This window comes from Microtetraspora sp. NBRC 13810, assembly GCF_030268685.1.
GTDB lineage: Bacteria > Actinomycetota > Actinomycetes > Streptosporangiales > Streptosporangiaceae > BSRQ01.
The window spans coordinates 229306-254329 of record NZ_BSRQ01000009.1 but is presented as its reverse complement, the minus strand read 5'-3'; the positions used below and the strand labels follow the sequence as shown (position 1 = coordinate 254329).

Genomic DNA, 25024 nt, shown 5'->3' with positions numbered 1-25024 from the left:
GCAGAATAGACCGGTCTACATATTTTTGCCAGAGCCGTCGTGCTCCGGGCGTACGCCGAAGGGGTTGTCGACGGCGTATCGCCAGCGCCCGTCCCGTCCGCGCCGGGCCACATCCGTGGCGGTGCCCTCGATGTGCACCGGCCGCCCGTCCCGGTCCGTGCCGTCGATGACCCAGTCCACGATCAGCAACGCGAGGTCGCCGCTGGTGTAGACGTGCCGCGGCCGGACGACGATCGGCACCCCGAGGCCCACGAACCGGCCGTTGGCGGCGCGGGCCCGGGCCCCGGTCAGCGGAACTCCCGGTTCGGGCACGAACACCGCGCCCTCTTCGTACACTTCGGCCACCGCCTCCGGATCGCCGCTGTTGAACCGTTCGGCGAACACCAGGGGGACGTCCTCGGGGCGTTCCGCGAGCTGCCGCACCATCACGCGTGTCCTTCCGCGGGTAGAAATCAAGACGCGGAGAACGCTAGGAGGCGCTTTCGTGACTCACCAAACGGTTGGCCACCCGGCCCGGCCGGGCCTGCCCGACGACCCGCACGCGGATGTCAACGCACCGACCTCCTCCTGCCCGGTGGAGATCACGCTCACGGCGTTGCGTGGCCGCTGGACGACCCTGGTGATCCGCGAGCTGCTGCGAGGCGACCGCACCTTCACCGAACTCCGTGCGGCGCTGCCCGCCCTGTCGGACAAAGTCCTGTCCGACCGGCTGGCGCACCTCACCCGGGCCGGCGTTCTTGATCGCCACCGCCGGTCCGGCTGGCCGCCCCGCACGCACTACAGCCTCACCCCCGACGGGCACCGCCTCGGCCCCGTCCTCCAGGCGCTCTGGGACTGGGGCGCCGGGCACCGGCCACCCCCGCCGGCCTGAACCCGATCTCGCGCCTCCCGCCCCGCGCCGGAGCGGCGATCCAGGTCAGCCGGAGGGGGCCCCGGCGGCTCCCGGACCGGGCAGCACGTCGAGGTCGGTGACGCGCATCGGCTGGTCGCACTCCGAGCAGTGCAGCTCGACGTGGGCGATCCGGCCGCACGCGTGGTGCCGGTAGAGCACCGGCGGGCCCGCCTCGCCGGCCGTCCACCGGTCGCCCCAGCGTGCCATCACCAGCAGCAGGTCGCACAGGTCCCGGCCCTTGTCGGTCAGCGCGTAGTCGTGCCGCGGCGGCCGGGTGGAGTACGGCCGGCGCTCCAGCACGCCGTGGTGGACCAGCCACTTGAGCCGTTCGTCGAGCACCTTGCTGGAGATGCCCAGACTCTGCTGGAGCCGGTCGAACCGGGTGACGCCGACGTGGATGTCGCGCAGGATCAGTGGAGTCCACGGTTCCCCCACGACGTCCAGCGTGCGGGCGATCGAACAGGTCATGTCCCCGAACCGGGTGCGCTGCATGACACCAGACTAGAAGCTTCCTTCAAGCAAGGGACTACTCCCGTCCTACGCGGGTAGCGCCCCTTCCCTGAAGGAAGTCTGTGGACCGGCGCTACGGATGGTGGCAGACCGCATCACGAACATGACGCCTGAACGGCCAGACGGTCCGTGACCCGAGCGGACCCCGAGCGGAGGGAGAACGGCATGATCGACACGACGCCCGTCGCCGAACCGTTGTTCGACGAGGTGGACGCGACGCCGATGAGCACGGACGAGGCGACGGTGAAGCCCTGGAGCCAGGCGCGCGCGTGCCTGGAACTCGCGCCCAAGATGTGGCTGTCGACGGTAAGGCCCGACGGGCGCCCGCACGCGATGCCGGTGACGCCGGTCTGGGTGGGGGACGCGCCGTACTTCACGACCCGCCCGGCCTCCCGCAAGGGCCGGAACCTCATCCGTAATCCCAACTGCGTCGTCTCCGTCGGCGACGAGTCCCTCGATCTGGTGATCGAGGGCCGGGCCACCCGGATCTACGACGAGGACCGGCTCAGGAGGGTGGCCCAGGCGTTCGCGGCGAAGTTCGAGTGGCTGTTCACCCTGCGCGACGGCCGGGTCTACGACGACGACCTCCCCGGATCACCGGAGTACGCCTTCTACCGGATCACCCCGCGACGCGCCTTCGGCTACGGCGCCGACGGCCTGACCGCCACCCGCTGGCGCTTCAGGCCGCGCTCGCGCTGATCCCCGTCCACCGGACGCGTCCCCCCGTCCGCCGGGGAGACACCCCGCGCGCGCCCGGTGAACACGGAAGGCCGGTTCCACACACCGAACCGGCCTTCCCGGCTTTCCCACATGCCCTTTCACCGCACGCCCTTTCGCCGCACGCCCTTTCGCCGTCGGAGGCGAATATGCCGCGGAACGATCCGACCGCGGTCGCAACCACTCCTTACAGGCGCCCGTTCGCCCGCCTCGTGGTCAGGTCTCCGGAGAATGCGCTATTGCAGTAGGTCCGTGAGCGCGGCGGCAGCCGTTCGCAGGGCCGGGGCGAAGGCGAGGAGTTCCTCGTAGGGCAGCAGGAAGGCGACCGTGGAGACGCTGATGCCGCCGACGACGGTGCCGGTGCGGTCGAAGACGGGGGCGCCGATGCACCGGATGGTCTTCTCGTTCTCCTCGTTGTCGATGGAATGGCCCGCTTCGCGGATGCGCGCCAGTTCCACGGACAGCGTTTCGAGATCGGTGATCGTCTCCGGGGTTTTCGCGGGCATTCCCGCCGTGCTGAGAATGGCGGCCGATTCCTCCGCCGGCAGGTGCGCGAGGATGCATTTCCCGATCGCCGTGCAGTGCAGGGGGAGGCGCATGCCGACGCGGGAGGCCATCCGGTATGGCTGGTCGGCCTCGACCTTCTGGACGTAGACGGCGTGGTCGCCGCTGCGCAGCGCGAGGTGGACGGTCTGGCGCACCTCCCGGGAGAGCCCGGTCAGGACGTCACCGACGCCCAGGGCGCCGGCGGACTTGACCTCCTCGGCGAGGGCGAGCATGCGGATGCCCGCGCGGTAGCTGCCGCCGCCCTCGGCGGAGACGAAGCCGAGATCGGCGAGCGTGGCGAGGATGCGATGCACGCTGGCTTTTGGGACGCCCGAATCGGCGCAGATGTCGGCGAAGCGGCGCGGCCCGTGGCCGGCGACGGTGGCCTCCAGCACGTTGAGCGCCTTGGTGACCGCGTTGCCCGCCGAGGAGGCCCGGCCGCTGCGGCGTACGTTTTCGGTTGGTCCGTCATCCATTGACAGCGCGTTCCCTCCAACTTAATGTTCCGTCTGTTCCACCATACAAGCTTTTGTTCCACCTAGCGGAACAACGGCCGAGGAGCTGGGCGTTGAGGAATCTGCTGACCGACGGACGAGCGCTACCCGTTCACCACCGACGACGCGGATCGAGAACGCCGGCAGTCCTCTGAGCGGGCCGCGGCCAGGGTCCGGGCGGCCGAGGACGGCGATCCGCCCGCGGCGTGCCGTACCGATGCCGGGAGCGGGGAAACCGGCGTGCCCCGGGAGTCGCGTCCACCGAACGGCCCCCCCGCGCAAGGAGGACTGACGCACGAAGATCCGCATGTCGAAGGACAGTCGGCCGAACAGCACCGAAGCCGGTCACGCCGGACTCCGGGATCACCCCTCATCGGAGAGGACTACATGAACACTCAGCCTAACCGGACGCGCCCGCGCAGCGCCGCCCTCGCCATGGCGCTGGCGTTGACCGCTGCGGGCGGCACGGTCGCGTCGCTGCAGCAGCCGGTGCTGGCCCAGTCCCAGCAGTCGGCGCAGCCGTCGTTGCGCGTCAGCAAGGTGTCCTCGGTCGACGACAAGTCGATCGACATCACCTTCAACAAGGCGCTCGGGTCGGACATCCTGCAGTTCACCGCGGCCAACCAGGTGTACGCGGGCCAGTACATCAGGATCAGCGGCGGCGTCGCCGGCGGCGCGGACGCGGCGCTCGACGGCCGTCCGCTCTCGCAGGTCGCGGGCACGACCGTCCGGCCGGTGGACACCCCCGACCGGCGGACCCTGAGGGTGGTGCTGGGCGAAGGCGCCACGCTGGACGGCCGCTCCTACGAGCTGTGGTTCGACGGCGGCGGCGACCAGCTCGGCGACCTGTTCTTCCGGTCCGCGGACGGCGGCGTGCTGCCCGGTTCGGCGACGAAGCAGTCCCGGTTCCGCGGCAACCCCCAGGACGCCGCGCTCGCGACCGTCTCGTCCGCCCAGCAGGTGGACTCGCGCACGGTGGACGTCACGTTCGCCGGGACGATCTGGTCCGGGATGCCGGTCGGCGCCTACACCGGATCCGACATCACGCTCACGAGCGGCGACTCCGCCGTACGCCCGGTGTACGTGGAGAGCCTCACCGGGTCCGACCAGCGCCGCTACCGGCTGTACTTCGGCGCAGACCTGGACGGCGCGGCCTCCTACCAGCTCACCCTCGGCACCGGCCTGAAGCTGACCACGAACGCGGGACCGGCCACCGCCGAGGTCGGCGCGTCCGTCGCGCGCGGCGGAGGAGCCTACGTGGCTCCGGAGATCGCCGGTGTCCGGGTCGGAGAGTCCGGCGACCGGATCGAGGTCCGGTTCAACCACCGGATCGCGAAGGCCGGCGACCTGGCGGTTAAGGAAACCCTGACCGGCGTCAGCGGCACCAACGTCACGGCCGACCAGGTCCGCGGACTGCTCACCTTCACCGGCCTCACCACCACCTCGGGCCGGGACGTGGCCCAGGCGCTGCGCGACGACGCGGCGTACTTCCCCGACGCGTCCACCCTCGTGATCAAGCTGGACAGCGGGCAGACCCTCAGGGCCGGCGCGCGCGGCGGTGTGGCGCTGGCCCAGAGCGCCGTCACCGACGTCACCGGCGCCACCAGCACGAACACCGCGCCCGTGCCCGTACGGGCCCCGCGGAACTTCACCTCGCCGGGTATCGGCTTCAACCCGAACGGCCCGGACTACCTCAAGGTCAACACGCACGCCACCACCGTTTTCGACCGCTACGACTACCAGGTCAGCGGCGACGGCGTCTCCGTCCGGCGGGAGGGCGTGGCGGACAAGGTGGTCGGCCAGACCATCAAGACCATCGAGGTGGAGAACAAGTACATCAAGGCGACGTTCGCGCCCGGCTACGGCGGCCGTCTCCTGTCGATGATCTACAAGCCGACCGGGAACGACCTGTTCTACACCAACCCCGTCGGCACCCCGTACGGGTTCTCCAGCACCAACCCCGGGACCCCCGGCAACTCGCCCTTCTACCAGAACTGGCTGATGGTGTACGGCGGCGTGTTCCCGACGCTCACCGAGGCCGAGCACGGCAAGTACTGGAACGTGCCGTGGGACTACAAGATCGACCAGCGTGACGGCAAGTTCTCGATCACCGTGACGAAGACCGACGACGTCGACTACCCGTACAAGCCCTCCCGGTACGTGTACGGCCCCACCGGCATCAGGACGTCCGTCACCTACTCCGTGGACGCGCGCAAGCCGACCCTCGACATGACGGTCAGCCTCAACAACCCCGGCGACCAGGACAAGCGGTTCGAGTACTGGACGTGCACGACGCTCGCGCCGGGCGCCCCGACGACCTCGGGATCCCCGACGATGTCGGTCGTCTCGCCGGTCAAGACGATCTACCGTGACCCCGGCTACGCCTGGATGGAGAGCGTCGAGCAGCCCGCCGGCCCTCCCGGCTCCGGCCTGCTCAAGCTGGACAAGCTCAAGCAGATGTCGAACTGGACCCGGGACGGCATCGCCTACGGCCAGGACCTCGCCACCATGAAGCAGGGCAACTGGTGGGGCGTGGTCAACCACGAGAACAACGAGGGCGTCATCCGGGTCGGCGACAACACCAAGACCCCCGGCCTGAAGTTCTGGGAGTGGGGCCAGAACAAGTCGTTCGACACCAACGTCTACAGCAAGGGCAACTCGGCCCGCCCGTACATCGAGCTGTGGGCGGGCGCGTCGCCGAAGTTCTTCACCCCCGCCATCCTCAAGGCCGGGCAGACCCTGTCGTGGACGGAGACGTACCTGCCCACGATGGACCTCGGAGACGTCACCAACGCCAACGCCAACGGTGCCGCGGAGGTCAAGGTGGACGCCTCCGGCAACGTCACCGGCCGGCTGTTCTCCACCGGGATCGGCCAGCGCCTGCGCGCGACCCTGGTCGACGCCACGACCGGAAAGACGCTCGACAGCAGCGCCTTCACCGGCACGGCCAACACCGCGGTCAAGCTCAACGGCAAGGTCGCCCCGGGCACCCAGGCCCGCCTGGTCCTCACCGACCCCAGCGGCGCCACCCTCCTGACCGCCGAGTCCGGCACCTGATCACCCGCGCCGCCCGCCACCCGACCCACGGCGGGCGGCGCACCGATCCGGCAGCTCGCCGCCTCAGAGCCCTTGGCGGCGGACGGCGTACTCGGCGTGGGCTTGTTCGATGGCGTCGGGGTAGCGCTGGGCCTTTTCGTGTTCCTGCGACCGGGTGCGGCTTCGCGGCATGATGACGGACCCCGAGGGCGCGTGGACGACGTGGATGCCGACCGACCCGACAGTCCCGGCCGGATCGACATGTCGGTCTACCTGGCGTACGTGCTGCTCCAGGGCGTCTCCGGCCGACGCATCCAGCGATGACCGCCCATTCCTGGCATCTCCATGCTATGAATGGGCTCCATAAACAGCGCACCCACCACTGGCCGCCACATCGTCAGCGTCCTGGAACAGGCATGGCAGGACATCCGCGACCGTCACCCCGAAATCCCCGACGTCGTCGTCATCACCGGCCGGGGCAGCGAGGGGGAGTGGATGACTTGGGGGCACTGGCACTGGGACCCCGCCCGCTGGGTCGCGGACAAGTCGACCAAGCCGGAGTTGTTCCCCGCTGGGGATCTGCTCGGCCTCGGGGGACGCCGCGTCATGGAGGCCCTGCTCCACGATGCCGTCCACGGCCTGGCTACAGTGCGCGGCATCGACGACACCATGGCGTATCGGTACCACAACAAGCACTTCCTGCGCCTGGCCCGAGAGCTGGGGCTGAAGGGGCCGAAGGACAGGGACCCGATGAGCGGGTACAGCGCGTGCACCATCACCGGCAAGACCGCCCGTGAGTACGAGGCGACCATCGCCGCGCTCGATGCAGCAGGCATGCCGTACGTCTGGAGGTGACTCAGGACCAATGGCGGGAGCTGTCGGAACTCGACGACGTCAAGAGCGAGGGAGGGACATGGGGACAGTAGGGACAGTTCCTCAATGCTTCACGGACGTCAGTGAGTCCTTGATCACTTTTGCGCCAGAGGCGCCCGCCGCCGACAGTTCATGGGCGGCGCGGTGGAGTTCGGTCACAGCGTAGGCGTTGACGGCCACCGCGTCTGGGGCCACGTGCGTGGCGATGGCGGTCGCGGCTTCGGCATCGCCCTGCAGGATGTGGGCTCGTGCCAGGCAGGCTCCGAACCAGGCCCGGTCACGTCGGTAGGACTCGGGCAGGGTGGACAGGCCGCGCTCGATGAACTCGGCGGCGCGGCGGCCATCGCCTAGTTCCAGTTCGGTCATGCCGCGTTGCATGAGGAACCAGCCCTCGTCGTAGAAGTACATCCATGGCGGCTCGTCGTCGGGGTGCTCGGCCGCCGCCCGGATGAGGTCTTCGGCTTCGGCCAGTCTGGTGCGGGCCTGGTTCGCCTCGCCGAGTTGGGCGTAGCCTCGGCCGGCCATCTGGGCGGCCATGCCTTGCACGCCGTAGGTGGTGCGCCCGTCGTGCCAGCGGGAGGCTTCGGCTAGGCGCACGCAGCGGTGCGGGTCGCCGAGGCTCCATGCCTGGTGGGCGCGCATGTTCAGGGTGGTGGAGGCCAGGGAGGCGTCTCCGGCTTCGATGGCCCAGGCGTGGGAGCGGTCGTACCAGGCAAGTGCGGCGGCGTGCTGGCGGGAGTCGTGGCACATCCAGGCGATGAACTGGGCGTACTGAGCGAGCGTGGCGACGGCCCGGTCAGCCAGCGCGCCTCTGGCTCCCCGGGCGAGGTCGGCCACGGTGGACAGCTGAGCGTGGACGAGCGGCAGGAGGGGCCGGCTGCCGATGGTGTCCTCCACGCGGCGATGCTCAGCGAGGCAGTGTTCCAGCCATTGCACGGTCGCGAGATCGACGCGGGGCGGGTCTTGGATGGCGCGGGTGATGCGCTCGTAGAGGTCGGGATCGGGAGCAAGTGATGGCAGGGCCAGAGCGGGAACTGGCACGGTGACCGTGCCGAACAACTGATCTTCGGTCGCGCCAAAGACGGCGCAGTAGAGCTTGGTGTAGAAGGCGTCGGGCCGGTGCTCGCCGGTCTCGTGCCCCCGGATCCGCCGGATAAGGCTGGCCAGCTCTGGAAGGGGCTTCTCCGTCACTCTGACCAGTTCCCGAGCCAGGTCACGCTGCGACCAGCCCCGCGTTGTACGGGCAGCCAGCAGCCGAGTGGCCCACACAGGGACGGGGACGCTCATCCGACACACCTCCGACAGGGCGGTGAGGCGGACACGGGGGCGGACACCTGCTGTCGCCTCCCGATGTCCTCTTCTGACGTGCTACCGCGCCTGGCTCTGATGTATTCGTGCACTACGACACCGATGGTTTCTACTCGTGGGCGGCCACCGACGACTCCGGCCGGGTGACGTGCGGCGTAACCGGCGAGTTTGGCCGGGCTGCCGAACGGCTGAGCCAAGCGCTCGACTCGTTGGCACCCGGCGCCACGGGCGAGGTCCAGGTGGTGCGCCTCGACCGCCTCGCGCGGCGTCCCTCCTACATCTACGGCGGGACGTTGCTGCGCCTGCGCCGGGCCGAGCCGGGCGAGTGAGGCGCGGTGTACGAATGGCGTCCTTACGTGCGTCACGGCACCCTCCGTGTGATGGACACGTCGTGCTGCGGTGAGTACGAGTGGTGCTGTGAAGGCGGCCAGTTCCTCGTCCTGCGCCGCAACGGCGAGCGCTACGAGGAGACCGCCCGAGGTCTCTACGCCAAGGCGCGGCCGGTATGGGAGCACCTCATCGGTGGTCATCGGCACCGCCGATCCGGCCAGCGTTAGCTGGACGGCAGGTCCACCAGTCCGGGCTGTAACAACGTGCGGCGCTCGGCTGGGAAGAGTCGGTAGATGGTGTCACGGAGTGCCTCGTCTCGTACGAGTGAGATGAACTCGTCGGGCGTGCTCCCGCACAGACGGCGGAGTTCGGCGGACTCGTCCAACAGGGACTGGATGAGCCTCCGTTGATCTGTAAGGCGTCTGGCTTCGCCGGTCTCGTCCGCCAGACAGCCGTGCTTGCCGACGTAGACGTAGCAGGGCGGCAACAGGACACCCGATTCCAGCGCCACGGGATGGCGCTCAACGGGCATTCTGCGCCGCCAGTAGTTGGGTTCAGTTATGTCCAGCGTGGATAACTCACGGTCGTCGAGCCAGAGCACGAAGAGCCGTGAGCTCTCGCCGGGCGTCTCCACCGGCACGGCGGGCACATAGCCCCACCGGTTGACGTGCGCGGAGACGCCCGGCGCGATGCCCTCGACATCGGCGAGCGTCATGGGGATGACCGGTCGGATTCCGTGGGTGACGAACTTGCGGCGCATCTGGCTCGGTGAGGCGTTGGAGCCCACGGCGACGACCGGATGGCGCTCCACCATGGGCGCGCAGCCGAGACGGGCCAAGAGCTTCTCCAGCGTTTCGTCTCCGACCTGCCATTCGTCTGCCGGGGCGCTCTCGACCGGGCATAACGCCAGGTAGGCGTCGTCCACCAGCACACCGGAGGTGGCGGGGATTCGGCCTGGATATGTGAGCGGTTGCGCCATGGGGTCGTCGCGAAAGAGATCCGCGACATCGGCATCGGTCACGTGGCGTTGAGCTCGTAGACGAGTGTGTGCCTGTCACCCGGAGCCACCGTGACCATCACGCGCACGGCCCGGCCATCGGCGTCGTAGCCGGTGCGCATGTGCTCAGCCACCGGCGTGCCCGCAGGAAGCCCGAGACGAGCGGACTCGTCCTTGGTGGGCATCCGGATCTGGATCTCGTCCACCAGCCGCGTCTGGGCGTGGCCGATGGACGCGAGTAGACCACCCGGGGCGGACACATCCTTCGGTTGCATCAGCGCCGTGCCTCTGACGAGGTCCTCCGGGAAGTAGCTGTCGGCCACCTGGAACGGCACGTCGTCCACGTACCGCACCCGACGCCGGACGACGACGATGTCCTTTTCGGCGTCGAGGTTGAGCCGTTCGGCCACCGCGGCCGGCGGAATCTCCAGACCGACGTTCACTTCCTGCAGAGGGATGTGGCCCTGGTCCTGGACCTCTCTTGCCCACGCGTCCGCGGCGGCGCTGTGCTTGCTCTGGTTCTCGTAGTGGGAGAGATGCCAGCGCAGCCGCGCTTGTGAGCGCACGGTACGGCCGCGGCCTCGTCCGCTGCTGAGCAGGCCCTCATTGGTGAGCTGTTGCAGCGCCTGTCGGACGGTCTGACGCGACACGCCGTGGCTCTCTGCCAGCTCCTGTTCTGGCGGCACCGTGTCTCCCGGTGCCAGTTCGCCCCGCTCTATAGACGTACGCAGGGCGTCCGCGACGCGCTCATACAGCGCGCGGGAGTCGGATCCGGCTCGCACTTGTGACCTCCCTGAATGACTTGTACGTACTCACCGTACCAAGAAGCTTGACAGTGACCAAGCAATCACGCAGAGTGCATACACAGCGCGGAGTGCGGAGAGTACGTACTTGGCTCAACGGACGTTCGTGCGCAGCAAAAGCCGGAGCGCGCAGTACGTCACCATCCCTGATCAGGGCGTTGAGTGGACCTGCCTGATGTGCGACGGCATCGAGGAGACCACGCCCGGCTACGAGCCGCCATCTCCGACGATCTGCCCGACCTGCATCCGGCTCGCCCTGGTCGAATCGCTGCGCGCTCTGGGCGTGAAGCTGTGAAGGCCCCGGACGCGGCGCGGAACAGCGCCAACGACTTGGCCGACCTGCTCGACGACCTCATCAACGCCACACCTGCTTGCGATTCGGCACAGGCGGATCTCTTCATCGGCCTGGACGACGAGCCCACCGACACGCGGCGGAGAGGCTCTGGCCAAGAGCATCTGCCGCAACTGCCCGGCGCGCACGGCGTGTCTGTCGTACGCGCTGGCCCTCAATCCGGACGAGGGCATTTGGGCCGGATACACCGCAGAGAAGTTGGAGGGCCTGAACCGCCGTCCGGCCTCCGCACCGATCAAAAGGCTGGAGATGGCCTGATGACCAGCCGTTTCCACTGCTCCGACTGCGCTACCCGCTCGGCCACCCCGTACGGCTGCCGCCGCTGTGGCACCACTTCCGGCCGTCAACTCCAGCGCTGCACCACCCACGGCGTTCGCTGTCTGCCCGGTTGCCGCGTCTGCCGCCTTCTCACCCGTTCCCAGTGGAGCTGACCATGATCTCTGTCCTCGTCTACCTCCTGGTCTTCTTCGCCGGAGGTCTGTTCAGCGAGCTGGTGCGCATGACTCAGGAGCGCTACTGCCAATGGCAGGTCGCCCGGCTCCCCGTCCACAGCGGCGGATCGATCGACGCCATCAGCCGGATCTGGGCCTCACGCCCAGAGACCTGGTGCAACCGCCGGGGATGCCCGCGCTGCTGGGGACGGCGGTGGAGCCGATGAACACCAACCCGAACGGAGTACTGCTCATGTTGATCAAGAGACGGGGAAGGTACGAGGCATCTTGTGTCAGCAGTGCAACAAGGCACTGGGTTACTCTACGAGAACGTTGAGACCATGCGCCGCATGATCGATTACGTTCTGCTTCACAGGTCTCAGGCCCCATCTGCCGACATCGCGGAAGCGTAGTCACTCAGTGAACGGCGAAGGCCGGTTCCGATGATCGGAACCGGCCTCTGGCCTCGGGAAATAAACGTCGGGGTGACAGGATTTGAACCTGCGGCCTCTTCGTCCCGAACGAAGCGCGCTGCCAAGCTGCGCTACACCCCGGTGCCCGGGCTTTCCGGGCCCGTGCGATGGAAAGTCTAGCGGACTTCCGCGGTGTTTGCGTCGCCTGGCGGTGATCAGCGCCGGGGGGTGAGGGTGAGGAGGGTCGCTTCGGGGTGGCAGGCGAAGCGGACCGGGGCGTACGGGGAGGTGCCGAGGCCGGCGGAGACGTGCAGCCAGGCGCTGTCGTGGCGGTGCAGGCCCTTGACCCGGGCGCGGTCGATGCCGCAGTTGGTGACCAGGGCGCCGTAGAACGGGATGCAGAGCTGCCCGCCGTGGGTGTGCCCGGCGAGGAGGAGTTCGTAGCCGTCGGCGGCGAAGCGGGTCATGTTGCGCGGCTCGGGGGAGTGCATGACGCCCAGGCGCAGGTCGGCGTCGGCGGGGGCCGGACCGGCGATCAGGTCGTAGCGGTCGCGGTCGATGTGCGAGTCGTGGATGCCGCCCACGGCCACGTCGAGGTCGCCCACCTTGATCCGGGCGGTGGTGTTGTTCATGTCGAGCCAGCCCTCGGCGGCCATGCCCGCGCCCAGCTCGTCCCACGGCAGGGTGGGCACGTGCTGGCGCCGGTCGGTCTTGGAAGTGCGCCACAGGTAGCGCACGGGGTTCTTGGGGTGGGGGGCGTAGAGGTCGTTGGAGCCGTAGACGAACAGGCCGGGGCGGGACAGCAGCGGCTCCAGCGCGTAGAGGAGCGCGGGGACGGCGTCCGGGTGGGCGATCGAGTCGCCGGTGTTGACCACCAGGTCGGGCCGGAGGTCGCCGAGCGAGCGCACCCAGTTGATGAGGAGCCGCCTGCCCGGGGTCAGGTGCAGGTCGGAGAGGTGCAGGATGCGCACCTTCCGCTGGCCGCGGTCGAGCACGGGCACGTCGAACCGGCGAAGGCGGAAGCGGTTGCGCTCGATGACGCTCGCGTAACCGAGGCCGGCCACGCCGAGCCCGAGCACGGACAGGGGTATCGCTGCTGCTTTCCTCACATCTTCATCATGCCCGACGAGCCGCGCGCGACGGTTCGTTCGCCACGGGACGTACGGCGGGGCGCCGTAAACCTGGGCTACGGCGGGGCTGGTGAGACGGCAAGATGGACCGCATGAGCGCTTTGAAGGACAAGTTGAAGGCCGACCTGTCGGTCTCGATGAAGGCCCGGGACGAGCTTCGTACCCGGACGATTCGCATGGCCCTCGCGGCGATCAGCACCGAGGAGGTCTCCGGCAAGGAGGCCAGGGAGCTGTCGGACGACGAGATCCTCAAGGTCCTGACGAAGGAGGCGAAGAAGCGGCGGGAGGCGGCCACCGCGTTCGCCGACGCGGGCCGGGCCGAGCAGGCCCAGGCGGAGCGGGACGAGGAGTCCGTGCTGGAGGCTTACCTGCCCGCCCAGCTCTCCGACGACGAGCTGGGCAGGCTGGTCGACGAGGCCATCGCGGAGAGCGGCGCGGAGGGGCCGAAGGCGATGGGACAGGTGATGAAGGTGCTGAACCCGAAGGTCGCGGGCCGGGCCGAGGGCGGCCGGGTCGCGCAGGCCGTACGGACGCGGCTCGCGGCCGGCTGACCGGCGGATCCGGGTGAGCCCTCGGCGGGGGGCTCACCCGGGCGGAGCGTTCAGGGCGGGTCAGTCGAACGGAGTGATCGGGCCCGCGTCGTCGTCGCCGCCTCCGCGGTTCCAGAAGTCGTCGCTGCCGTTGCCGCCGTCGTCACCGCCGTCGTCGCCGTCCTCACCCTCGCCGTCGCCGTCGTCGCCGCCGCGGTCCTTCTTCGGCGGGGGCTTGGGCGCGCAGGCGGTGCTGCAACCGCCGAAGCGCGAGTTGTCCATCGGGGTGAACGAGGTGGCCGGCGTGCCCTTGAGCGCGTCGATCATGGAGTATTTCCAGATCCGGCCGGAGATGTCGGCGCCGTACACGTAGCTGTAGTAGCGGTCGCCGATCGTGACGCCGATGAGGTCGTGGCCGAAGGCGCCGCGCGGGTCGCCCACGCTGACCGCGGAGGCCAGGTCGGGGGTGTAACCGGCGAACCAGGCGGCGGTGTAGTCGTCGGTGGTGCCGGTCTTGCCCGCGGCGTCGCGGCCGATGCCGCCCACGCCGCTCATCGTGCCCTTGGTGAACACCCCGGACAGGATGTGACTGGCCGCGTCGGCGACCTCCTTGTCCAGGACCTCCTTGCACTTGGGCTTGTAGTCCTTGGTCTTGCCGGTGCGCTCGTCGCGGACCTCGGAGATGACCATGGGCCGGCAGTAGGTGCCCCGCGCGGCGATCGTGGCGTAGGAGTTGGCCACGGTGATCGGGTCCATCTCGTTGATGCCGAGCGTGAAGGTCTCGAACTCGCGCAGGCCCTTGCCGTCGGCGCGCTTGATGCCGAGCTTCTTGGCCATCTCGACCGTGTCACACAGGCCGACCTTCTGCTGGAGTGCGACGAAGAAGGTGTTCACCGAGCCCCAGGTGCCGGTCTGCAGGCTCTTGAAGCCGCCGCCGCCCTCGCTGGAGTTGGCGACCTCGTGGGTGGGGTCGCCGACCCGGTTGCCGTCGCAGTCGCGGAAGGAGTTGGTGGCGGGGGCGCGGTAGACGTCGGGCGCCACGATGCCGTCGCCGACCTTCATGCCCTTGTCCAGGGCGGTGAGCAGGGTGAAGACCTTGAAGGTGGAGCCCGCCTGGAAGCCGGCGCCGCCGCCGTGCTGGGCGTCGGCAGGGAGGTTGTAGCTGATCTCGTTCTTGCCCTTGTTGCCGCCGAACTTGCGGCTCGCGGCCATCGCCCTGATCTCACCGGTGCCCGGCACCACCATCGCCTGGGAGGCCACCGGCTTGTCGCTGGTGTGGACGTATTCGCCGATCGCCTTCTCGGAGGCCCGCTGCATCTTGGGGTCGAGGGTGGTCTTGATCACCAGGCCGCCGTCGCGGAGCAGGTCGAGGCGCTCCTTCTCGGTCTTGCCGAACGCGGAGTTGGTGCGCAGCTCCTGCTGGACGTAGAGGCAGAAGTAGGGGAACTCGCTCTCCTGGCAGCCGCCGGGGACGTCGACGTCCTCCCAGCCGAGCTTCTCCTTCTTGGCCTCCGCCGCCTCGACCGGGGTGATCTTCTTCAGCTCGGCCATCCGGTCCAGCACGGTGTTGCGCCGCTCCAGCAGTCGGTCACGGCTGGCCCGGTCGACGTTGGGGTCGGTGCGGGAGGGGTTCTGCACCGCGCCGGCCAGGGTGGCGGCCTCGGCGAGCGTGAGCTTGGAGGCGGGCTTGTCGAAGAAGCGCTTGGCGGCGGCCTGGATGCCGTAGGCCCCGGCGCCGAAGTAGGAGATGTTGAGGTAACGCTCCAGGATCTCGTTCTTGGAGTATTTCTTCTCGATCGCCATCGCGAAGCGCAGCTCGGTCAGCTTGCGGGAGAGCGTGGTCTCGATGGCGGCGGCCTTCTCGGCCTTGGTCTCCGCCTTGTTGAACAGGACCTGCTTCACGTATTGCTGCGTGATCGACGAACCGCCCTGGGTCACCCCGCCGGTCGAGACGTTCTTGGCGAGCGCGCGGAAGGTGCCCTCGATGTCGATGGGGCCGTGCTCGTAGAACCGGAAGTCCTCGATCGCGACGATCGCCTCGCGCATCACGGGGGCGACCTCGTCGAGCTTGACGGACTCGCGGTTCTCGAAGAAGAACTGCGCGAACTGCTTGCCGTCGACGTCGAGCAGCTTGGTCGTCTCGGGGAGCGGCGGCTCGTCGAGCTCCTCGGGGGTGAGCGCAAGCTCCTCGGTCGCGGACTTGACGGTCATCCCCGCCCCGCCGACGGCGGGCAAGGCCACGGCGGCCGCCAGCACCCCGGCGGCCGCGCTCGCGACGATCAGCCGCAGGACGCTTCCTACCACCGATACCTTGTCTTTGCCCTGTGCTTGCACGAAGACAAGACTACGTGGATTGCCCGGCTCGATCAGTACTGAAAGTCGGATTTGTGTTGCCCTGCGCCTTACGAACCCAGGAAACTGTGACCTTGAGGTTGGGGTAACTAGTCATTCCCGGCCACGTGTCCGTAGATGACCAGGCGGGAAATTGGCCCAGCCGGGGGCTGTCGGCCCGAACGCCTGGTTGCGTACGTTCTCCTCTGCGGCAACTGAATAAGGAGGCTCGACGCCCGCGCCCGTCGGCCGACAAGACGACTGACCACCTAAGGGGAGTGGGGTCGAAATGTGGATCACGGATTGGACCTCCCGTGCCGCCTGTCGAGGTGCGGATCCTGACGCGCTTTTCGTGCAGGGTGCCGCCCAGAACAGGGCGAAGCTGATCTGTCGAGGGTGCCCGGTCCGGACCGAATGCCTGGCTGATGCGCTGGACAACCGCATCGAGTTCGGCGTCTGGGGCGGTATGACCGAGCGGGAGCGTCGTGCGCTCCTGCGTAGGCGGCCTGACGTGACGTCGTGGCGAGAGCTGCTGGAGTCGGCCAAAGAAGAGTACGAACGGACCAATGAGTTGATCGCGGGCTGACCCCGGCGGGCGGCCCGCCCCCGCCGGTGTCCGGTCCCGATCGGACCGGCGGCCGGTGGTCGCCGGCCGGCCGTCCGGCATGCCCCTCAGGCAGTCCTGCCCCGTCTACGAGGCGGCGAGCAGGGTGCCGATTTCGCGTAGTCCGTCGAGGTCGTGGACATCGGCGGGCATCGCGGGCACCTGTGCGAGGGGCACGGTGGGATGAGCGGAGACGAAGTGTTCCCGCTCACGATGCTCGCGAGCCGCAAGCTGCATCCGCCCGGTGTGTAGCCGCAACACCGCGGCGGTCAGCTCGTGCTCACCCCGTGACTCCAGGTCCTCGGCGGCAGCCGCGCTGCGTGCCGCCGAGAGGGCTCCCGCGGGCGAGAGGTGGACTCGGTTGATCACCAGTCCGGCCAGCGGCATGCGCTCCTCGGCGAGCCTCTCCACGAAGTACGACGCCTCGCGCATCGCGTCACGCTCGGGCGCCGCGACCACCACGAAGGCGGTGCCGGGCGCCTGAAGCAGCTTGTATGTCTGCTCGGCGCGCTGCCGGAACCCGCCGAAGACCGCGTCCAGCGCGGAGACGAACGTCTGGATGTCCTTGAGCACCTGCGCGCCGAGCACCTTGGTGAGCACGCCCGCGACCAGGCCGAAACCCGCGTTGAGCAGTTTGAACGCGCTGCGCCCTCCCGCCTTGGCCGGAGCCATGAGCAGCCGGATCAGCCGCCCGTCGAGGAACCTGCCGAGCCGCTCCGGCGCGTCGAGGAAGTCGAGCGCGGAGCGGGACGGCGGCGTGTCCACGATGATCAGATCCCAGTTGCCGGACCGGCGGAGCTGGCCGAGCTTCTCCATGGCCATGTACTCCTGCGTCCCGGAGAAGCTGGACGACAGCGACTGGTAGAAGGGATTCGTCAGGATCTGCTGGGCGCGCTCGGGGTCCGCGTGCGCTTCGATGATCTCGTCGAAGGTGCGCTTCATGTCCAGCATCATCGCGTGCAGGGCCCCTTCGCCCTGGATGCCGGGCACCGGGCGCGGGGTGTTGTCCAGCTCTGTGAGCCCCATGGACTGCGCCAGGCGGCGCGCGGGGTCCACGGTGAGGACCACCACCGTGCGCCCGCGCTCGGCGGCCCGTAGGCCCAGCGCGGCCGCGGTGGTGGTCTTGCCCACCCCGCCGGAGCCGCAGCACACGACGATCCTGGTCTGCGGATCGTCGAGGATCGCGTCGATCTCCAGCACCGGAGTGCTCTTCGCCATCATGCGGCCCCCTGTTCGCACATCGACTCCGCCAGCTCGTATAAACCGGCCAGATCGACACCGTCGGCCAGCAACCCCAGCTCGTACTGCGGCAGCCCCGAGGAGCTCAGCGACTCCCGCTCGCCGCGCTCCAGCTCGGTGCGGGCCGCGTGCTCGGCCACCTCCAGCGCGAGCGCCTCGGCCACCGCGGCGGTGCCGGTGGCGAGGTCGGCCAGCCCGGCCGCCTTCAGCCCGAGTGTCAGCTCGCCGAGGTCCAGCCGGCCCCGCCTGGCGGCTTCGAGCGTGGCCTCGGGCAGCAGCGCGGGCCGCACCATGTTGACGAAGATCCCGCCGGTCGGCAGGCCCGCGCCGCGCAGCTCCGCGACGCCGTCCAGGGTCTCCTGGACCGGCATCTCCTCCAGCAGCGTCACGAAGTGCACCGCCGTCTCCGGGGAGGCCATCACCCCGCGGACCAGGTCGGCGTGGTTCTTGATCGGTCCCATCCGGGCCAGGCCGGCGACCTCGGAGGTGACGTTGAGGAAGCGGGCGATCCGCCCGGTGGGCGGCGCGTCGAGCACGACCGCGTCATAGACGCGCCTGCCGTCCGCGCCGCGCCGCCGTACGGCCTCGCTGGTCTTGCCGGTGACCAGGACGTCGCGCAGGCCGGGCGCGATCGTGGTGGCGAAGTCGACGACGCCGATCTTGGTCAGCGCGCGGCCGGCCCGGCGCATGCCGTAGAACATCTCCAGGTATTCGAGCATGGCCTCCTCGGGATCGACGGCCAGCGCGAAGACGTCGCCCCCGCCGGGGGCGACCGCGATCTTGCGTTCCTCGTACGGCAGTGGCGGCAGGTCGAAGACCTGGGCGATCCCCTGCCGCCCCTCCACTTCGACGAGCAGCACCTTACGGCCCCCGGATGCCAGGGCAAGGGCGAGCGACGCGGCGACCGTGGTCTTTCCGGTGCCGCCCTTACCAGTGACGACGTGGAGCCTGACGCCGTCCCAGTCAGAGTCGCGAGCGCTCACGATTCGAAGGCTACCGAACGGCCATTTGTGAAGCTGGGGTGGAGGGTCAGTGAAATGCTTCACCCTCGCCCGCATCGCTAATGTGACCCCCATGAAGAAATGGGAGTACGTCACGGTCCCCCTCCTCACCCACGCGACCAAGCAGATCTTGGACAACTGGGGCGAGGACGGGTATGAGCTCGTCCAGGTCGTGCCCGGCCCGAACCCGGAGCAGCTCGTGGCCTACATGAAGCGGGAGAAGGCATGACCCCGGAGGAGCGCCTCGCGGAGCTCGGTCTGACGTTGCCCGAGGTGGTGCCCCCGCTGGCCGCCTACGTGCCGGCGGTCAGGTCGGGCAACCACGTCTACGTCTCGGGCCAGGTGCCCTTCGTGGACGGCAAGCTGCCCACGACCGGCAAGGTCGGCGCCGAGGTGGATCCCGAGCGGGCCAACGAGCTGGCCAGGATCTGCGCGCTGAACGGGCTGGCCGCGCTGAAGACCGTGGTGGGCGAGCTGTCCGAGGTGGTGCGGATCGTCAAGGTGGTGGGCTTCGTCGCCAGCGACCCCGGCTTCACCGGCCAGGCCCAGGTGATCAACGGCGCGAGCGAGCTGTTCGCCGAGGTGCTGGGCGAGGCCGGCCGGCACGCGCGGAGCGCGATCGGCATGGCGGTGCTGCCGCTGGACGCGCCGGTCGAGGTGGAGCTGATCGCCGAGGTTCGCTGACCCCCCGTTGTGAGCGCCGGGAGCGGTGGGTCAGGATGGCTGGAACCCGAACTCGTTCTGCCGAGGGGGCGGGAGGAAGGCGGAGTGCTGCATGAACGGAATCCCGCTCCCCGGCGTGGCCGGCGAGCACGCGCGTGACGTCCTGGCCGGGCGCGTCCAGCCCGTTCCGGCCAGGGACGCGGCCACCGTGGTCGTCCTCCGGCCCGGCCCCGAGGTCTACATGATGAGGCGCAGGGCCAGCATGGCCTTCGCGGCGGGCGCGTTCGTCTTCCCGGGCGGCTCCGTCGATCCGCGCGACTCCGACCAGGCGATCTCCTGGGCCGGTCCGTCGCCGGCCGAGTGGGGCGAGGTCTTCCGCGCCGCGGAGAGCACCGCCCGGGGGCTGGTGTGCGCCGCCGTACGGGAGACGTTCGAGGAGTCCGGCGTGCTGCTGGCCGGGCCGGACGCCGGGTCGGTGGTCGCCGACACCACGGGGGAGGACTGGGAGGCCGACCGGCTGGCCCTGATCGACAGGAGCCTGTCGTTCGCCGACTTCCTCGGCCGCCGCGGCCTGGTCCTGCGGGCCGACCTGCTGCGTCCCTGGGCGCACTGGATCACCCCCGAGGTGGAGAGCAGGCGGTTCGACACCCGCTTCTTCGTGGCCGCGCTGCCGCCCGGCCAGCGCACCCGCGACGTGGGCGGCGAGGCCGACCAGGTGGCCTGGGTACGGCCGGGGCGGGCGCTCCGGCAGGCCGACCAGGGGGAGATCTTCCTCATGCCGCCCACCCGCCGGACGCTCACCGAGCTGTCCGGTTACGCCGGTCCGGAGGAGATCCTCGCCACCGAGCGGGAGATCGTCACCATCATGCCCAGGGTGGTCGAGGTGGACGGCGAGATCAGGCTCCAGGTGTCCGGGGAGGGCGCGTGAGCGGGCTGCGGATCCCGGGCGGGAGCCCCGACGGGGCGGGCACGCCGAACGCGGTCAACCTGCTGGCCCCCAACCCTTCGCCGATGACGCTGGACGGCACGAACACCTGGGTGCTCGGCGGTCCGGACGCGTCCGCCGTGCTCGTGGTGGACCCCGGGCCGCGGGACGAGGGGCACCTGCGCAGGGTCGCGGACCACGTGGGGGAGCGGCGGGTCGCCGAGGTGCTGCTCACGCACGGCCACGACGACCACAGCGGCGGCGCCGGGAGGTTCGCCGAGATGGTGGGCGCCCCGGTGCGCGCCCTGGACCCCCGGCACACGCTCGGCGGCGAGGGGCTCGCCGACGGGGACGTGATCGCGCTCGGCGACCTGGAGGTGCGGGTGGTGGGCACCCCCGGGCACTCCTTCGACTCGCTGTGCTTCTGGCTGCCCGGTGACGGCGCCCTGCTCACCGGGGACACCGTGCTCGGGCGCGGCACCACCGTGATCGCCCCGGACGGCGACCTGGGCGACTACTTGCGCAGTCTGGACCTGCTCAGAGCCACCGCCGAGCGGGTGGCCGCACGCTCGCTGCTGCCCGGCCACGGCCAGGTGCTGGCCGATCCGGTCGGCGTGCTCGACGGCTACATCGCCCACCGCCGTCAACGGCTGGACGAGATCAGGCGGGCCCGGGAGGCGGGGGCCCGGACGCCGCGGGAGATCGTCGAGATCGTCTACGCGGGGGTGGACCGGTCCCTGTGGCCGGCGGCCGAGATGTCGGTCCGTGCCCAGCTCGACTACCTGGAGCGGTCCTGAACCCCTAGCGGGAGCGGTTGTACAGGCGCTCCATGTCCATGATGACCACGGCCTTGGCCTCGATCCGCAGCCAGCCGCGCTGGGCGAAGTCGGCCAGGGCCTTGTTCACGGTCTCCCGGGAAGCGCCCACGAGCTGGGCCAGCTCCTCCTGGGTCAGGTCGTGGTGCACCCGCAGGCCGTCGTCCATCCGCTGGCCGAACCGGTCGGCGAGGTCGAGCAGCTGTTTGGCCACCCGGCCGGGCACGTCGGTGAAGACCAGGTCGGCCAGCACGTCGTTGGTCCGGCGGAGCCGCTGGGCCAGGGCGCGCAGCAGGTGCAGGGCCACCTCGGGACGGCCGGTGAGCCAGGGGCGCAGGTCGTCGTGGCCGAGCCCGGCCAGCCGTACGTCGGTGAGTGCGGTCGCGCTCGCTGTGCGCGGGCGCGGGTCGAAGAGGGACAGCTCGCCGAACATCTCGCCCGGTCCGAGGACGCTCAGCAGGTTCTCCCGGCCGTCGGGGGAGGTGCGGGAAAGCTTGATCTTGCCTTCGAGCACGACGTAGAGCCGGTCCCCTGTCTCGCCCTCGCTGAAGAGTGTCCGCCCCTTGTGGAGCTCGACCTCCGAGATGCTCGTCCGCAGGGCTGCGGCCCCCTCACGGTCGAGCGCGGCGAACAAGGGGGCCTTGCCCAGCACGTCGTCGGTGTTCACAGTGCCTCCATGAGTAAGCTCGTGCTCGCGCGGCTCCTCGGGCCGGCTCGCCGATGCACACGCAGCCATTGTGACGTACCCCACCCGGCGGCTCTTGCCGGGCTACCCGCGTAGGCTGTTGCGGTGCCCCGTCAAGCAGTCGCCCCGGCTGGGGAATCACGTCTCGCTCTCGTGCGTCGCGCCAGGCGGATGAACCGGATCCTGGCGGAGACCTATCCTGACGCCCATTGCGAGCTCGACTTCGCCAACCCTCTCGAACTCCTGGTCGCCACGATCCTCTCCGCACAGTGTACGGACAAACGGGTAAATATGGTGACACCGGTCGTATTTGCGAAATATCGGACAGCGGAAGCGTATGCGGGCGCGGACCGGGCTGAGCTGGAGGAGATGATCCGGTCCACCGGGTTCTTCCGGGCCAAGACGACGAGCATCATCGGCATGGCCCAGGGCCTGTGCGAGCGGCACGGCGGCGAGGTGCCCGGCAGGCTGAAGGACCTCGTCAAGCTGCCCGGCGTCGGCCGCAAGACCGCCAACGTCGTGCTCGGCAACGCCTTCGGCGTGCCCGGCATCACCGTCGACACCCACTTCCAGCGGCTGACCCGCCGCTTCGGCTGGACCACGGAGACCGACCCCGTCAAGATCGAGCACATCATCGGCGACCTGATCCCGCGGGGCGAGTGGACCATGCTGTCCCACCGCCTGATCTGGCACGGCCGCCGGATCTGCCACGCCCGCAAGCCCGCCTGCGGCGCCTGCCCGCTGGCCGCACTCTGCCCGTCGTACGGCACGGGCCCCACAGACCAGGCCGAAGCGGCCAAACTCGTCCGGACGGGACCCTTCTCTTGACCGATCCACACGATCAATCCCCCGCCCCCGCATGGCTGGAACAGCTGACCGCGCGTGCCGTGCAGCGGCCGGTGCCGCCGGAGCTGCGCCCGCCCGTAGGGAAGGGGCGCCACGCCGCCGTCCTGCTGCTCTTCGGCGAGGAGAACGCGCACGGGCCGGACGTCCTGCTCATCCAGCGCAGCTCGCGCGGCAGGATGCACCCCGGGCAGCCCGCCTTCCCCGGCGGCGGCATCGAGCCGGGCGACGGCGGGCCGATCGCCGCCGCGCTGCGCGAGGCCGAGGAGGAGACCGGGCTCGAACCCGCCGGCGTGCGTGTGGTGGGCACCATGCCGGAGCTGTACGTCGCGCACAGCGACAACCGGGTGACGCCGGTGCTCGGCTGGTGGCACACCCCGTGCGCCGTGCATCCCGCCGCCCCGGACGAGGTGGAGGCGGTGGAGCGGGTGCCGGTCGCCGAGCTGGTCGATCCCGCCAACCGGCTGCGGCTGCGGCATCCGAGCGGTTACGTCGGGTCGGCCTTCCGGGTCAGGGGGCTGCTGGTGTGGGGCTTCACGGCGGGCGTCCTGGACGGCGTGCTCACCGCCGGCGGCTTCGAGCGGCCGTGGGACCGCGACCGCGTCGAGGACCTGCCGGCCGACGTGCCGCGGCTGGCCGCGAGGGGCCGGGCGGTGTCCTGAGGGGTCAGTCCTCCACGTCGTCGCCGCAGGCCAGGGCCAGGCCAAGCGCCGCCCAGTCGGCCACGTCGCCGTCGGGGTCGTCGGTCAGGCGGGTGAGGACCCGCAGGCCCTCCTCGTCGGGAGGTTCGCCGAGCACGTTGGGCAGGGCGTAGGCCGCGCCGTACCGCACCCTCGGGTCCTCGTGGCCGGCCAGCTCGATCACCGACGGCAGGGCGCGCGGGTCCTTCAGGTGGCCGAAGGTGATGAGCACGGAGTACAGCACCATCGGGTCGTGGTCGGCCGCGGCGACGCGGCGCAGCAGGGGCAGGCTCCTGCCCGCGAAGGGCAGGCCGGGGCGGCCGAGCTGGCCGAGGATGTCGACGCCGAGGACGCGCTCCTCGCTGGTGCCCGCGCCGCACAGCCGGCGTGCCTCGGTGAAGGTCTCCTGGTCCCCCCGCGCCTGAAGCAGCGTGATGGCCTGCCACCGGGCCGCTCCGTCGGGATCCGCGTCCGCCAGGGCGGCCTGGATGAGATCCCGCACCGTTCCCCCGATCGATGCCATGCTGTAACGATAACCACGCGATGCCGTCCGAGCCGTGCTCGTGCCCGGTGTGTTCGCAAACGCGCTGTCGTCGGACGGCGTGTCCCGGCACCATCCGGAGCGTCACGTTCGACGGGAAGCGCACAAGGAGCTTCGGGGCTGGATACGGTTGAGGGGTGCGCGGTGATCTCCTCGACCTCATCCTGATAGGGCTTGCGGTTGCTTTCGGCATATCCGGTTACCGCCAGGGCTTCATCATCGGCGCGCTCAGCTTCGTCGGATTCGTGGGCGGAGCCTTCCTCGGCGTGGCCATCGCCCCGCCGATCGCCAACGCGGTGGTGGACGGTCACACCGAGCGCGCCCTGCTCGCCATCGTGATCGTGTTCCTCGCCGCGACCATCGGCCAGTTCGCCTCCTCGACGCTCGGCGCGGTGGTGCGCAGCCACGTCACCTGGGAGCCGGCCAAGGTCGCCGACGCCGTGGGGGGCACGTTCGCCAGCGCGCTGTCCGTGCTGGTCGTGGTCTGGCTCATCGGCGGGTTACTCGCGCACGGGCCGTTCCCGCCGCTGAGCCAGCAGGTGAACAACTCGCTGCTGCTGGCCACCGTCGACCAGACGCTGCCGGAGGCGGCCAAGGACTGGCGGCGCAGGTTCAAGGAGTTCATCGACACCTCCGAGTTCCCGCAGGTGTTCGAGGCGATCGGCGGCGGCCAGTTCGTCGACGTGCCGCCGCCGGACCAGGGCGTGCTGCGCGGCAACCGGCTGGAGCGGGCCAGGCACGGCATCGTCAAGGTGCAGGGCACCGCGCCGAGCTGCCGCAAGCGGATCGAGGGCACCGGCTTCGTCTACGCCAACGACCGGATCATGACCAACGCGCACGTGGTCGCGGGCGTCACCCAGGAGTTGCGGATCACCGACTACGAGGGCGAGTCCCATGCGGCCAGGGTCGTGCTCTACAACCCCGACCGCGACATCGCCGTGCTCTACGTGCCGGGGCTGAGCCTGCCGGCCCTCCGCTTCGACGGCACCGCCGAGAAGGGCGAGGACGCCATCATCGCCGGCTACCCCCGGGGCAAGGGCTTCACCCCGCTGCCCGCCCGCATCCGCATCGAGCAGGACGCCGAGGGTTACGAGATCTACAACCGCAAGAAGGTCGTGCGCGAGGTCTACGCGATCCGCGGCCTGGTCCAGCCGGGCAACTCCGGCGGGCCGCTGCTGACCACCGACGGGCGCGTCTTCGGCGTCATCTTCGCCGCCGCGACCGACCAGCCGGACACGGGATACGTCCTGACCGCCAAGGAGGTCACTCCCGATGCCGAGGCGGGCGCCCGTGCGGTCAGTCGCGTCGACACCCAGGACTGTGACTGACCGGGCT

The 25024-nt window shown here is 69.8% G+C and carries 30 protein-coding genes, 1 tRNA gene and 1 pseudogene; 19 read left to right on the top strand and 13 right to left on the bottom strand.

Annotated features, from left to right (window positions below; translation table 11 throughout):
* Positions 1-15 precede the first annotated feature (15 nt).
* On the bottom strand, positions 16-426 hold the full coding sequence (locus QSK26_RS20235; protein WP_285776743.1) for a YybH family protein: 411 nt from the start codon (positions 424-426) through the stop codon (positions 16-18).
* Positions 427-484: 58 nt separating this feature from the next.
* Here QSK26_RS20235 and QSK26_RS20230 point away from each other — a divergent pair, with 58 nt between their 5' ends.
* A complete protein-coding gene (locus QSK26_RS20230) occupies positions 485-871 on the top strand; it encodes a winged helix-turn-helix transcriptional regulator (protein WP_285776742.1) in 387 nt (128 codons plus the stop codon).
* Between the two features lie 45 nt (positions 872-916).
* Here the strand turns inward: QSK26_RS20230 and QSK26_RS20225 are convergent, their stop codons facing one another.
* A complete protein-coding gene (locus QSK26_RS20225; RefSeq protein ID WP_285776741.1) occupies positions 917-1384 on the bottom strand; it encodes a winged helix-turn-helix transcriptional regulator in 468 nt (155 codons plus the stop codon).
* 183 nt (positions 1385-1567) lie between these two features.
* On the opposite strand from QSK26_RS20225, the gene QSK26_RS20220 reads away from it, so the two are divergent.
* Positions 1568-2101, top strand: a complete 534-nt coding sequence (locus QSK26_RS20220; protein ID WP_285776740.1) for a pyridoxamine 5'-phosphate oxidase family protein — start codon at positions 1568-1570, stop codon at positions 2099-2101.
* Positions 2102-2355: 254 nt separating this feature from the next.
* Here the strand turns inward: QSK26_RS20220 and QSK26_RS20215 are convergent, their stop codons facing one another.
* On the bottom strand, positions 2356-3141 hold the full coding sequence (locus tag QSK26_RS20215; protein WP_285776739.1) for an IclR family transcriptional regulator: 786 nt from the start codon (positions 3139-3141) through the stop codon (positions 2356-2358).
* Between the two features lie 405 nt (positions 3142-3546).
* Between QSK26_RS20215 and QSK26_RS20210 the strand changes: the two genes are divergently transcribed.
* On the top strand, positions 3547-6216 hold the full coding sequence (locus QSK26_RS20210; RefSeq protein ID WP_285776738.1) for a DUF5107 domain-containing protein: 2670 nt from the start codon (positions 3547-3549) through the stop codon (positions 6214-6216).
* Between the two features lie 333 nt (positions 6217-6549).
* A complete protein-coding gene (locus tag QSK26_RS20205; protein WP_285776737.1) occupies positions 6550-7050 on the top strand; it encodes a hypothetical protein in 501 nt (166 codons plus the stop codon).
* A gap of 81 nt (positions 7051-7131) precedes the next feature.
* Here QSK26_RS20205 and QSK26_RS20200 read toward each other — a convergent pair whose 3' ends face one another.
* Entirely contained in the window at positions 7132-8259 is a 1128-nt protein-coding gene (locus QSK26_RS20200) for an NsdA family TPR-like regulatory protein (RefSeq protein WP_285776736.1), read from the bottom strand.
* Between the two features lie 203 nt (positions 8260-8462).
* Here QSK26_RS20200 and QSK26_RS20195 point away from each other — a divergent pair, with 203 nt between their 5' ends.
* The gene (locus tag QSK26_RS20195) at positions 8463-8705 is read left to right on the top strand and encodes a hypothetical protein (RefSeq protein ID WP_285776735.1); all 243 of its coding nucleotides are present in this window, start codon (positions 8463-8465) and stop codon (positions 8703-8705) included.
* Positions 8706-8756: 51 nt separating this feature from the next.
* The gene (locus QSK26_RS20190) at positions 8757-8933 is read left to right on the top strand and encodes a hypothetical protein (RefSeq protein WP_285776734.1); all 177 of its coding nucleotides are present in this window, start codon (positions 8757-8759) and stop codon (positions 8931-8933) included.
* Here QSK26_RS20190 and QSK26_RS20185 read toward each other — a convergent pair.
* Both QSK26_RS20185 and QSK26_RS20180 read right to left on the bottom strand, forming a co-directional pair.
* Positions 8930-9727: a hypothetical protein gene (locus QSK26_RS20185; protein ID WP_285776733.1), complete on the bottom strand. Its 798-nt coding sequence runs from the start codon at positions 9725-9727 to the stop codon at positions 8930-8932. The genes QSK26_RS20190 and QSK26_RS20185 overlap by 4 nt on opposite strands.
* The gene (locus tag QSK26_RS20180; RefSeq protein WP_285776732.1) at positions 9724-10485 is read right to left on the bottom strand and encodes a GntR family transcriptional regulator; all 762 of its coding nucleotides are present in this window, start codon (positions 10483-10485) and stop codon (positions 9724-9726) included. Before QSK26_RS20180 ends, QSK26_RS20185 begins: the two co-directional genes overlap by 4 nt.
* A gap of 127 nt (positions 10486-10612) precedes the next feature.
* On the opposite strand from QSK26_RS20180, the gene QSK26_RS20175 reads away from it, so the two are divergent.
* The 4 genes and pseudogenes from QSK26_RS20175 to QSK26_RS41835 all read left to right on the top strand — a co-directional run.
* Positions 10613-10801 carry a hypothetical protein gene (locus QSK26_RS20175; protein WP_285776731.1) on the top strand — a complete coding sequence of 63 codons (189 nt, stop codon included), beginning with the start codon at positions 10613-10615 and terminating at the stop codon, positions 10799-10801.
* A 72-nt stretch (positions 10802-10873) separates the two neighbouring features.
* Positions 10874-11116, top strand: a complete 243-nt coding sequence (locus tag QSK26_RS41840) for a WhiB family transcriptional regulator (RefSeq protein ID WP_352244367.1) — start codon at positions 10874-10876, stop codon at positions 11114-11116.
* Between the two features lie 175 nt (positions 11117-11291).
* Positions 11292-11516, top strand: a complete 225-nt coding sequence (locus QSK26_RS20170; RefSeq protein ID WP_285776730.1) for a hypothetical protein — start codon at positions 11292-11294, stop codon at positions 11514-11516.
* 34 nt (positions 11517-11550) lie between these two features.
* A pseudogene (locus QSK26_RS41835) lies at positions 11551-11643 on the top strand (endonuclease domain-containing protein); the annotation flags it as partial.
* A gap of 126 nt (positions 11644-11769) precedes the next feature.
* On the opposite strand, the gene QSK26_RS20165 reads toward QSK26_RS41835, so the two are convergent.
* Positions 11770-11843 (bottom strand) — tRNA-Pro (locus tag QSK26_RS20165).
* Between the two features lie 74 nt (positions 11844-11917).
* Positions 11918-12811, bottom strand: a complete 894-nt coding sequence (locus QSK26_RS20160; protein WP_285776729.1) for a metallophosphoesterase — start codon at positions 12809-12811, stop codon at positions 11918-11920.
* A gap of 113 nt (positions 12812-12924) precedes the next feature.
* On the opposite strand from QSK26_RS20160, the gene QSK26_RS20155 reads away from it, so the two are divergent.
* The gene (locus tag QSK26_RS20155; protein WP_285776728.1) at positions 12925-13383 is read left to right on the top strand and encodes a GatB/YqeY domain-containing protein; all 459 of its coding nucleotides are present in this window, start codon (positions 12925-12927) and stop codon (positions 13381-13383) included.
* A 60-nt stretch (positions 13384-13443) separates the two neighbouring features.
* On the opposite strand, the gene QSK26_RS20150 is transcribed toward QSK26_RS20155, so the two are convergent.
* Positions 13444-15666 (bottom strand): transglycosylase domain-containing protein, encoded by a 2223-nt coding sequence (locus QSK26_RS20150; RefSeq protein WP_352244362.1) that lies wholly within the window; start codon positions 15664-15666, stop codon positions 13444-13446.
* A gap of 316 nt (positions 15667-15982) precedes the next feature.
* Here QSK26_RS20150 and QSK26_RS20145 point away from each other — a divergent pair, with 316 nt between their 5' ends.
* A complete protein-coding gene (locus QSK26_RS20145; protein WP_285776726.1) occupies positions 15983-16279 on the top strand; it encodes a WhiB family transcriptional regulator in 297 nt (98 codons plus the stop codon).
* A 105-nt stretch (positions 16280-16384) separates the two neighbouring features.
* Here the strand turns inward: QSK26_RS20145 and bagB are convergent, their stop codons facing one another.
* Positions 16385-17518: an ATPase BagB gene (bagB, locus tag QSK26_RS20140; protein WP_285776725.1), complete on the bottom strand. Its 1134-nt coding sequence runs from the start codon at positions 17516-17518 to the stop codon at positions 16385-16387.
* Entirely contained in the window at positions 17515-18519 is a 1005-nt protein-coding gene (gene bagA, locus QSK26_RS20135; protein ID WP_285776724.1) for an ATPase BagA, read from the bottom strand. The genes bagB and bagA overlap by 4 nt, the downstream gene beginning before the upstream one ends.
* Before the next feature lie 91 nt (positions 18520-18610).
* On the opposite strand from bagA, the gene sp36 reads away from it, so the two are divergent.
* The 4 genes from sp36 (at position 18611) to QSK26_RS20115 (ending at position 20922) form a co-directional block, all read left to right on the top strand.
* Positions 18611-18766: a Sp36 family protein gene (sp36, locus tag QSK26_RS20130; protein ID WP_285776723.1), complete on the top strand. Its 156-nt coding sequence runs from the start codon at positions 18611-18613 to the stop codon at positions 18764-18766.
* The gene (locus QSK26_RS20125; RefSeq protein WP_285776722.1) at positions 18763-19221 is read left to right on the top strand and encodes a RidA family protein; all 459 of its coding nucleotides are present in this window, start codon (positions 18763-18765) and stop codon (positions 19219-19221) included. Before sp36 ends, QSK26_RS20125 begins: the two co-directional genes overlap by 4 nt.
* Before the next feature lie 91 nt (positions 19222-19312).
* A complete protein-coding gene (locus QSK26_RS20120; protein WP_285776721.1) occupies positions 19313-20128 on the top strand; it encodes an NUDIX hydrolase in 816 nt (271 codons plus the stop codon).
* Positions 20125-20922, top strand: a complete 798-nt coding sequence (locus QSK26_RS20115; protein WP_285776720.1) for an MBL fold metallo-hydrolase — start codon at positions 20125-20127, stop codon at positions 20920-20922. The genes QSK26_RS20120 and QSK26_RS20115 overlap by 4 nt, the downstream gene beginning before the upstream one ends.
* A 4-nt stretch (positions 20923-20926) precedes the next feature.
* On the opposite strand, the gene QSK26_RS20110 is transcribed toward QSK26_RS20115, so the two are convergent.
* A complete protein-coding gene (locus tag QSK26_RS20110) occupies positions 20927-21607 on the bottom strand; it encodes a Crp/Fnr family transcriptional regulator (RefSeq protein ID WP_285776719.1) in 681 nt (226 codons plus the stop codon).
* A 123-nt stretch (positions 21608-21730) separates the two neighbouring features.
* On the opposite strand from QSK26_RS20110, the gene nth reads away from it, so the two are divergent.
* Positions 21731-22453 carry an endonuclease III gene (gene nth, locus QSK26_RS20105; RefSeq protein WP_285776718.1) on the top strand — a complete coding sequence of 241 codons (723 nt, stop codon included), beginning with the start codon at positions 21731-21733 and terminating at the stop codon, positions 22451-22453.
* Positions 22450-23130, top strand: a complete 681-nt coding sequence (locus tag QSK26_RS20100) for an NUDIX hydrolase (RefSeq protein WP_502888727.1) — start codon at positions 22450-22452, stop codon at positions 23128-23130. The genes nth and QSK26_RS20100 overlap by 4 nt, the downstream gene beginning before the upstream one ends.
* A gap of 4 nt (positions 23131-23134) precedes the next feature.
* Here the strand turns inward: QSK26_RS20100 and QSK26_RS20095 are convergent, their stop codons facing one another.
* Positions 23135-23671, bottom strand: a complete 537-nt coding sequence (locus QSK26_RS20095; protein ID WP_285776717.1) for a HEAT repeat domain-containing protein — start codon at positions 23669-23671, stop codon at positions 23135-23137.
* Positions 23672-23826: 155 nt separating this feature from the next.
* Here QSK26_RS20095 and QSK26_RS20090 point away from each other — a divergent pair, with 155 nt between their 5' ends.
* Positions 23827-25017: a MarP family serine protease gene (locus tag QSK26_RS20090; RefSeq protein ID WP_285776716.1), complete on the top strand. Its 1191-nt coding sequence runs from the start codon at positions 23827-23829 to the stop codon at positions 25015-25017.
* Positions 25018-25024 lie beyond the last annotated feature (7 nt).

Coding starts and splice junctions, on each gene's coding strand:
- QSK26_RS20235 (WP_285776743.1), bottom strand. CDS start 426: ATGGTGCGGCAGCTCGCGGAACGCCCCGAGGACGTCCCCCTGGTGTTC.
- QSK26_RS20225 (WP_285776741.1), bottom strand. CDS start 1,384: ATGCAGCGCACCCGGTTCGGGGACATGACCTGTTCGATCGCCCGCACG.
- QSK26_RS20220 (WP_285776740.1), top strand. CDS start 1,568: ATGATCGACACGACGCCCGTCGCCGAACCGTTGTTCGACGAGGTGGAC.
- QSK26_RS20215 (WP_285776739.1), bottom strand. CDS start 3,141: ATGGATGACGGACCAACCGAAAACGTACGCCGCAGCGGCCGGGCCTCC.
- QSK26_RS20210 (WP_285776738.1), top strand. CDS start 3,547: ATGAACACTCAGCCTAACCGGACGCGCCCGCGCAGCGCCGCCCTCGCC.
- QSK26_RS20205 (WP_285776737.1), top strand. CDS start 6,550: ATGGGCTCCATAAACAGCGCACCCACCACTGGCCGCCACATCGTCAGC.
- QSK26_RS20190 (WP_285776734.1), top strand. CDS start 8,757: ATGGACACGTCGTGCTGCGGTGAGTACGAGTGGTGCTGTGAAGGCGGC.
- QSK26_RS20170 (WP_285776730.1), top strand. CDS start 11,292: ATGATCTCTGTCCTCGTCTACCTCCTGGTCTTCTTCGCCGGAGGTCTG.
- QSK26_RS20155 (WP_285776728.1), top strand. CDS start 12,925: ATGAGCGCTTTGAAGGACAAGTTGAAGGCCGACCTGTCGGTCTCGATG.
- QSK26_RS20145 (WP_285776726.1), top strand. CDS start 15,983: ATGTGGATCACGGATTGGACCTCCCGTGCCGCCTGTCGAGGTGCGGAT.
- bagB (WP_285776725.1), bottom strand. CDS start 17,518: ATGATGGCGAAGAGCACTCCGGTGCTGGAGATCGACGCGATCCTCGAC.
- sp36 (WP_285776723.1), top strand. CDS start 18,611: ATGAAGAAATGGGAGTACGTCACGGTCCCCCTCCTCACCCACGCGACC.
- QSK26_RS20125 (WP_285776722.1), top strand. CDS start 18,763: ATGACCCCGGAGGAGCGCCTCGCGGAGCTCGGTCTGACGTTGCCCGAG.
- QSK26_RS20120 (WP_285776721.1), top strand. CDS start 19,313: ATGAACGGAATCCCGCTCCCCGGCGTGGCCGGCGAGCACGCGCGTGAC.
- QSK26_RS20095 (WP_285776717.1), bottom strand. CDS start 23,671: ATGGCATCGATCGGGGGAACGGTGCGGGATCTCATCCAGGCCGCCCTG.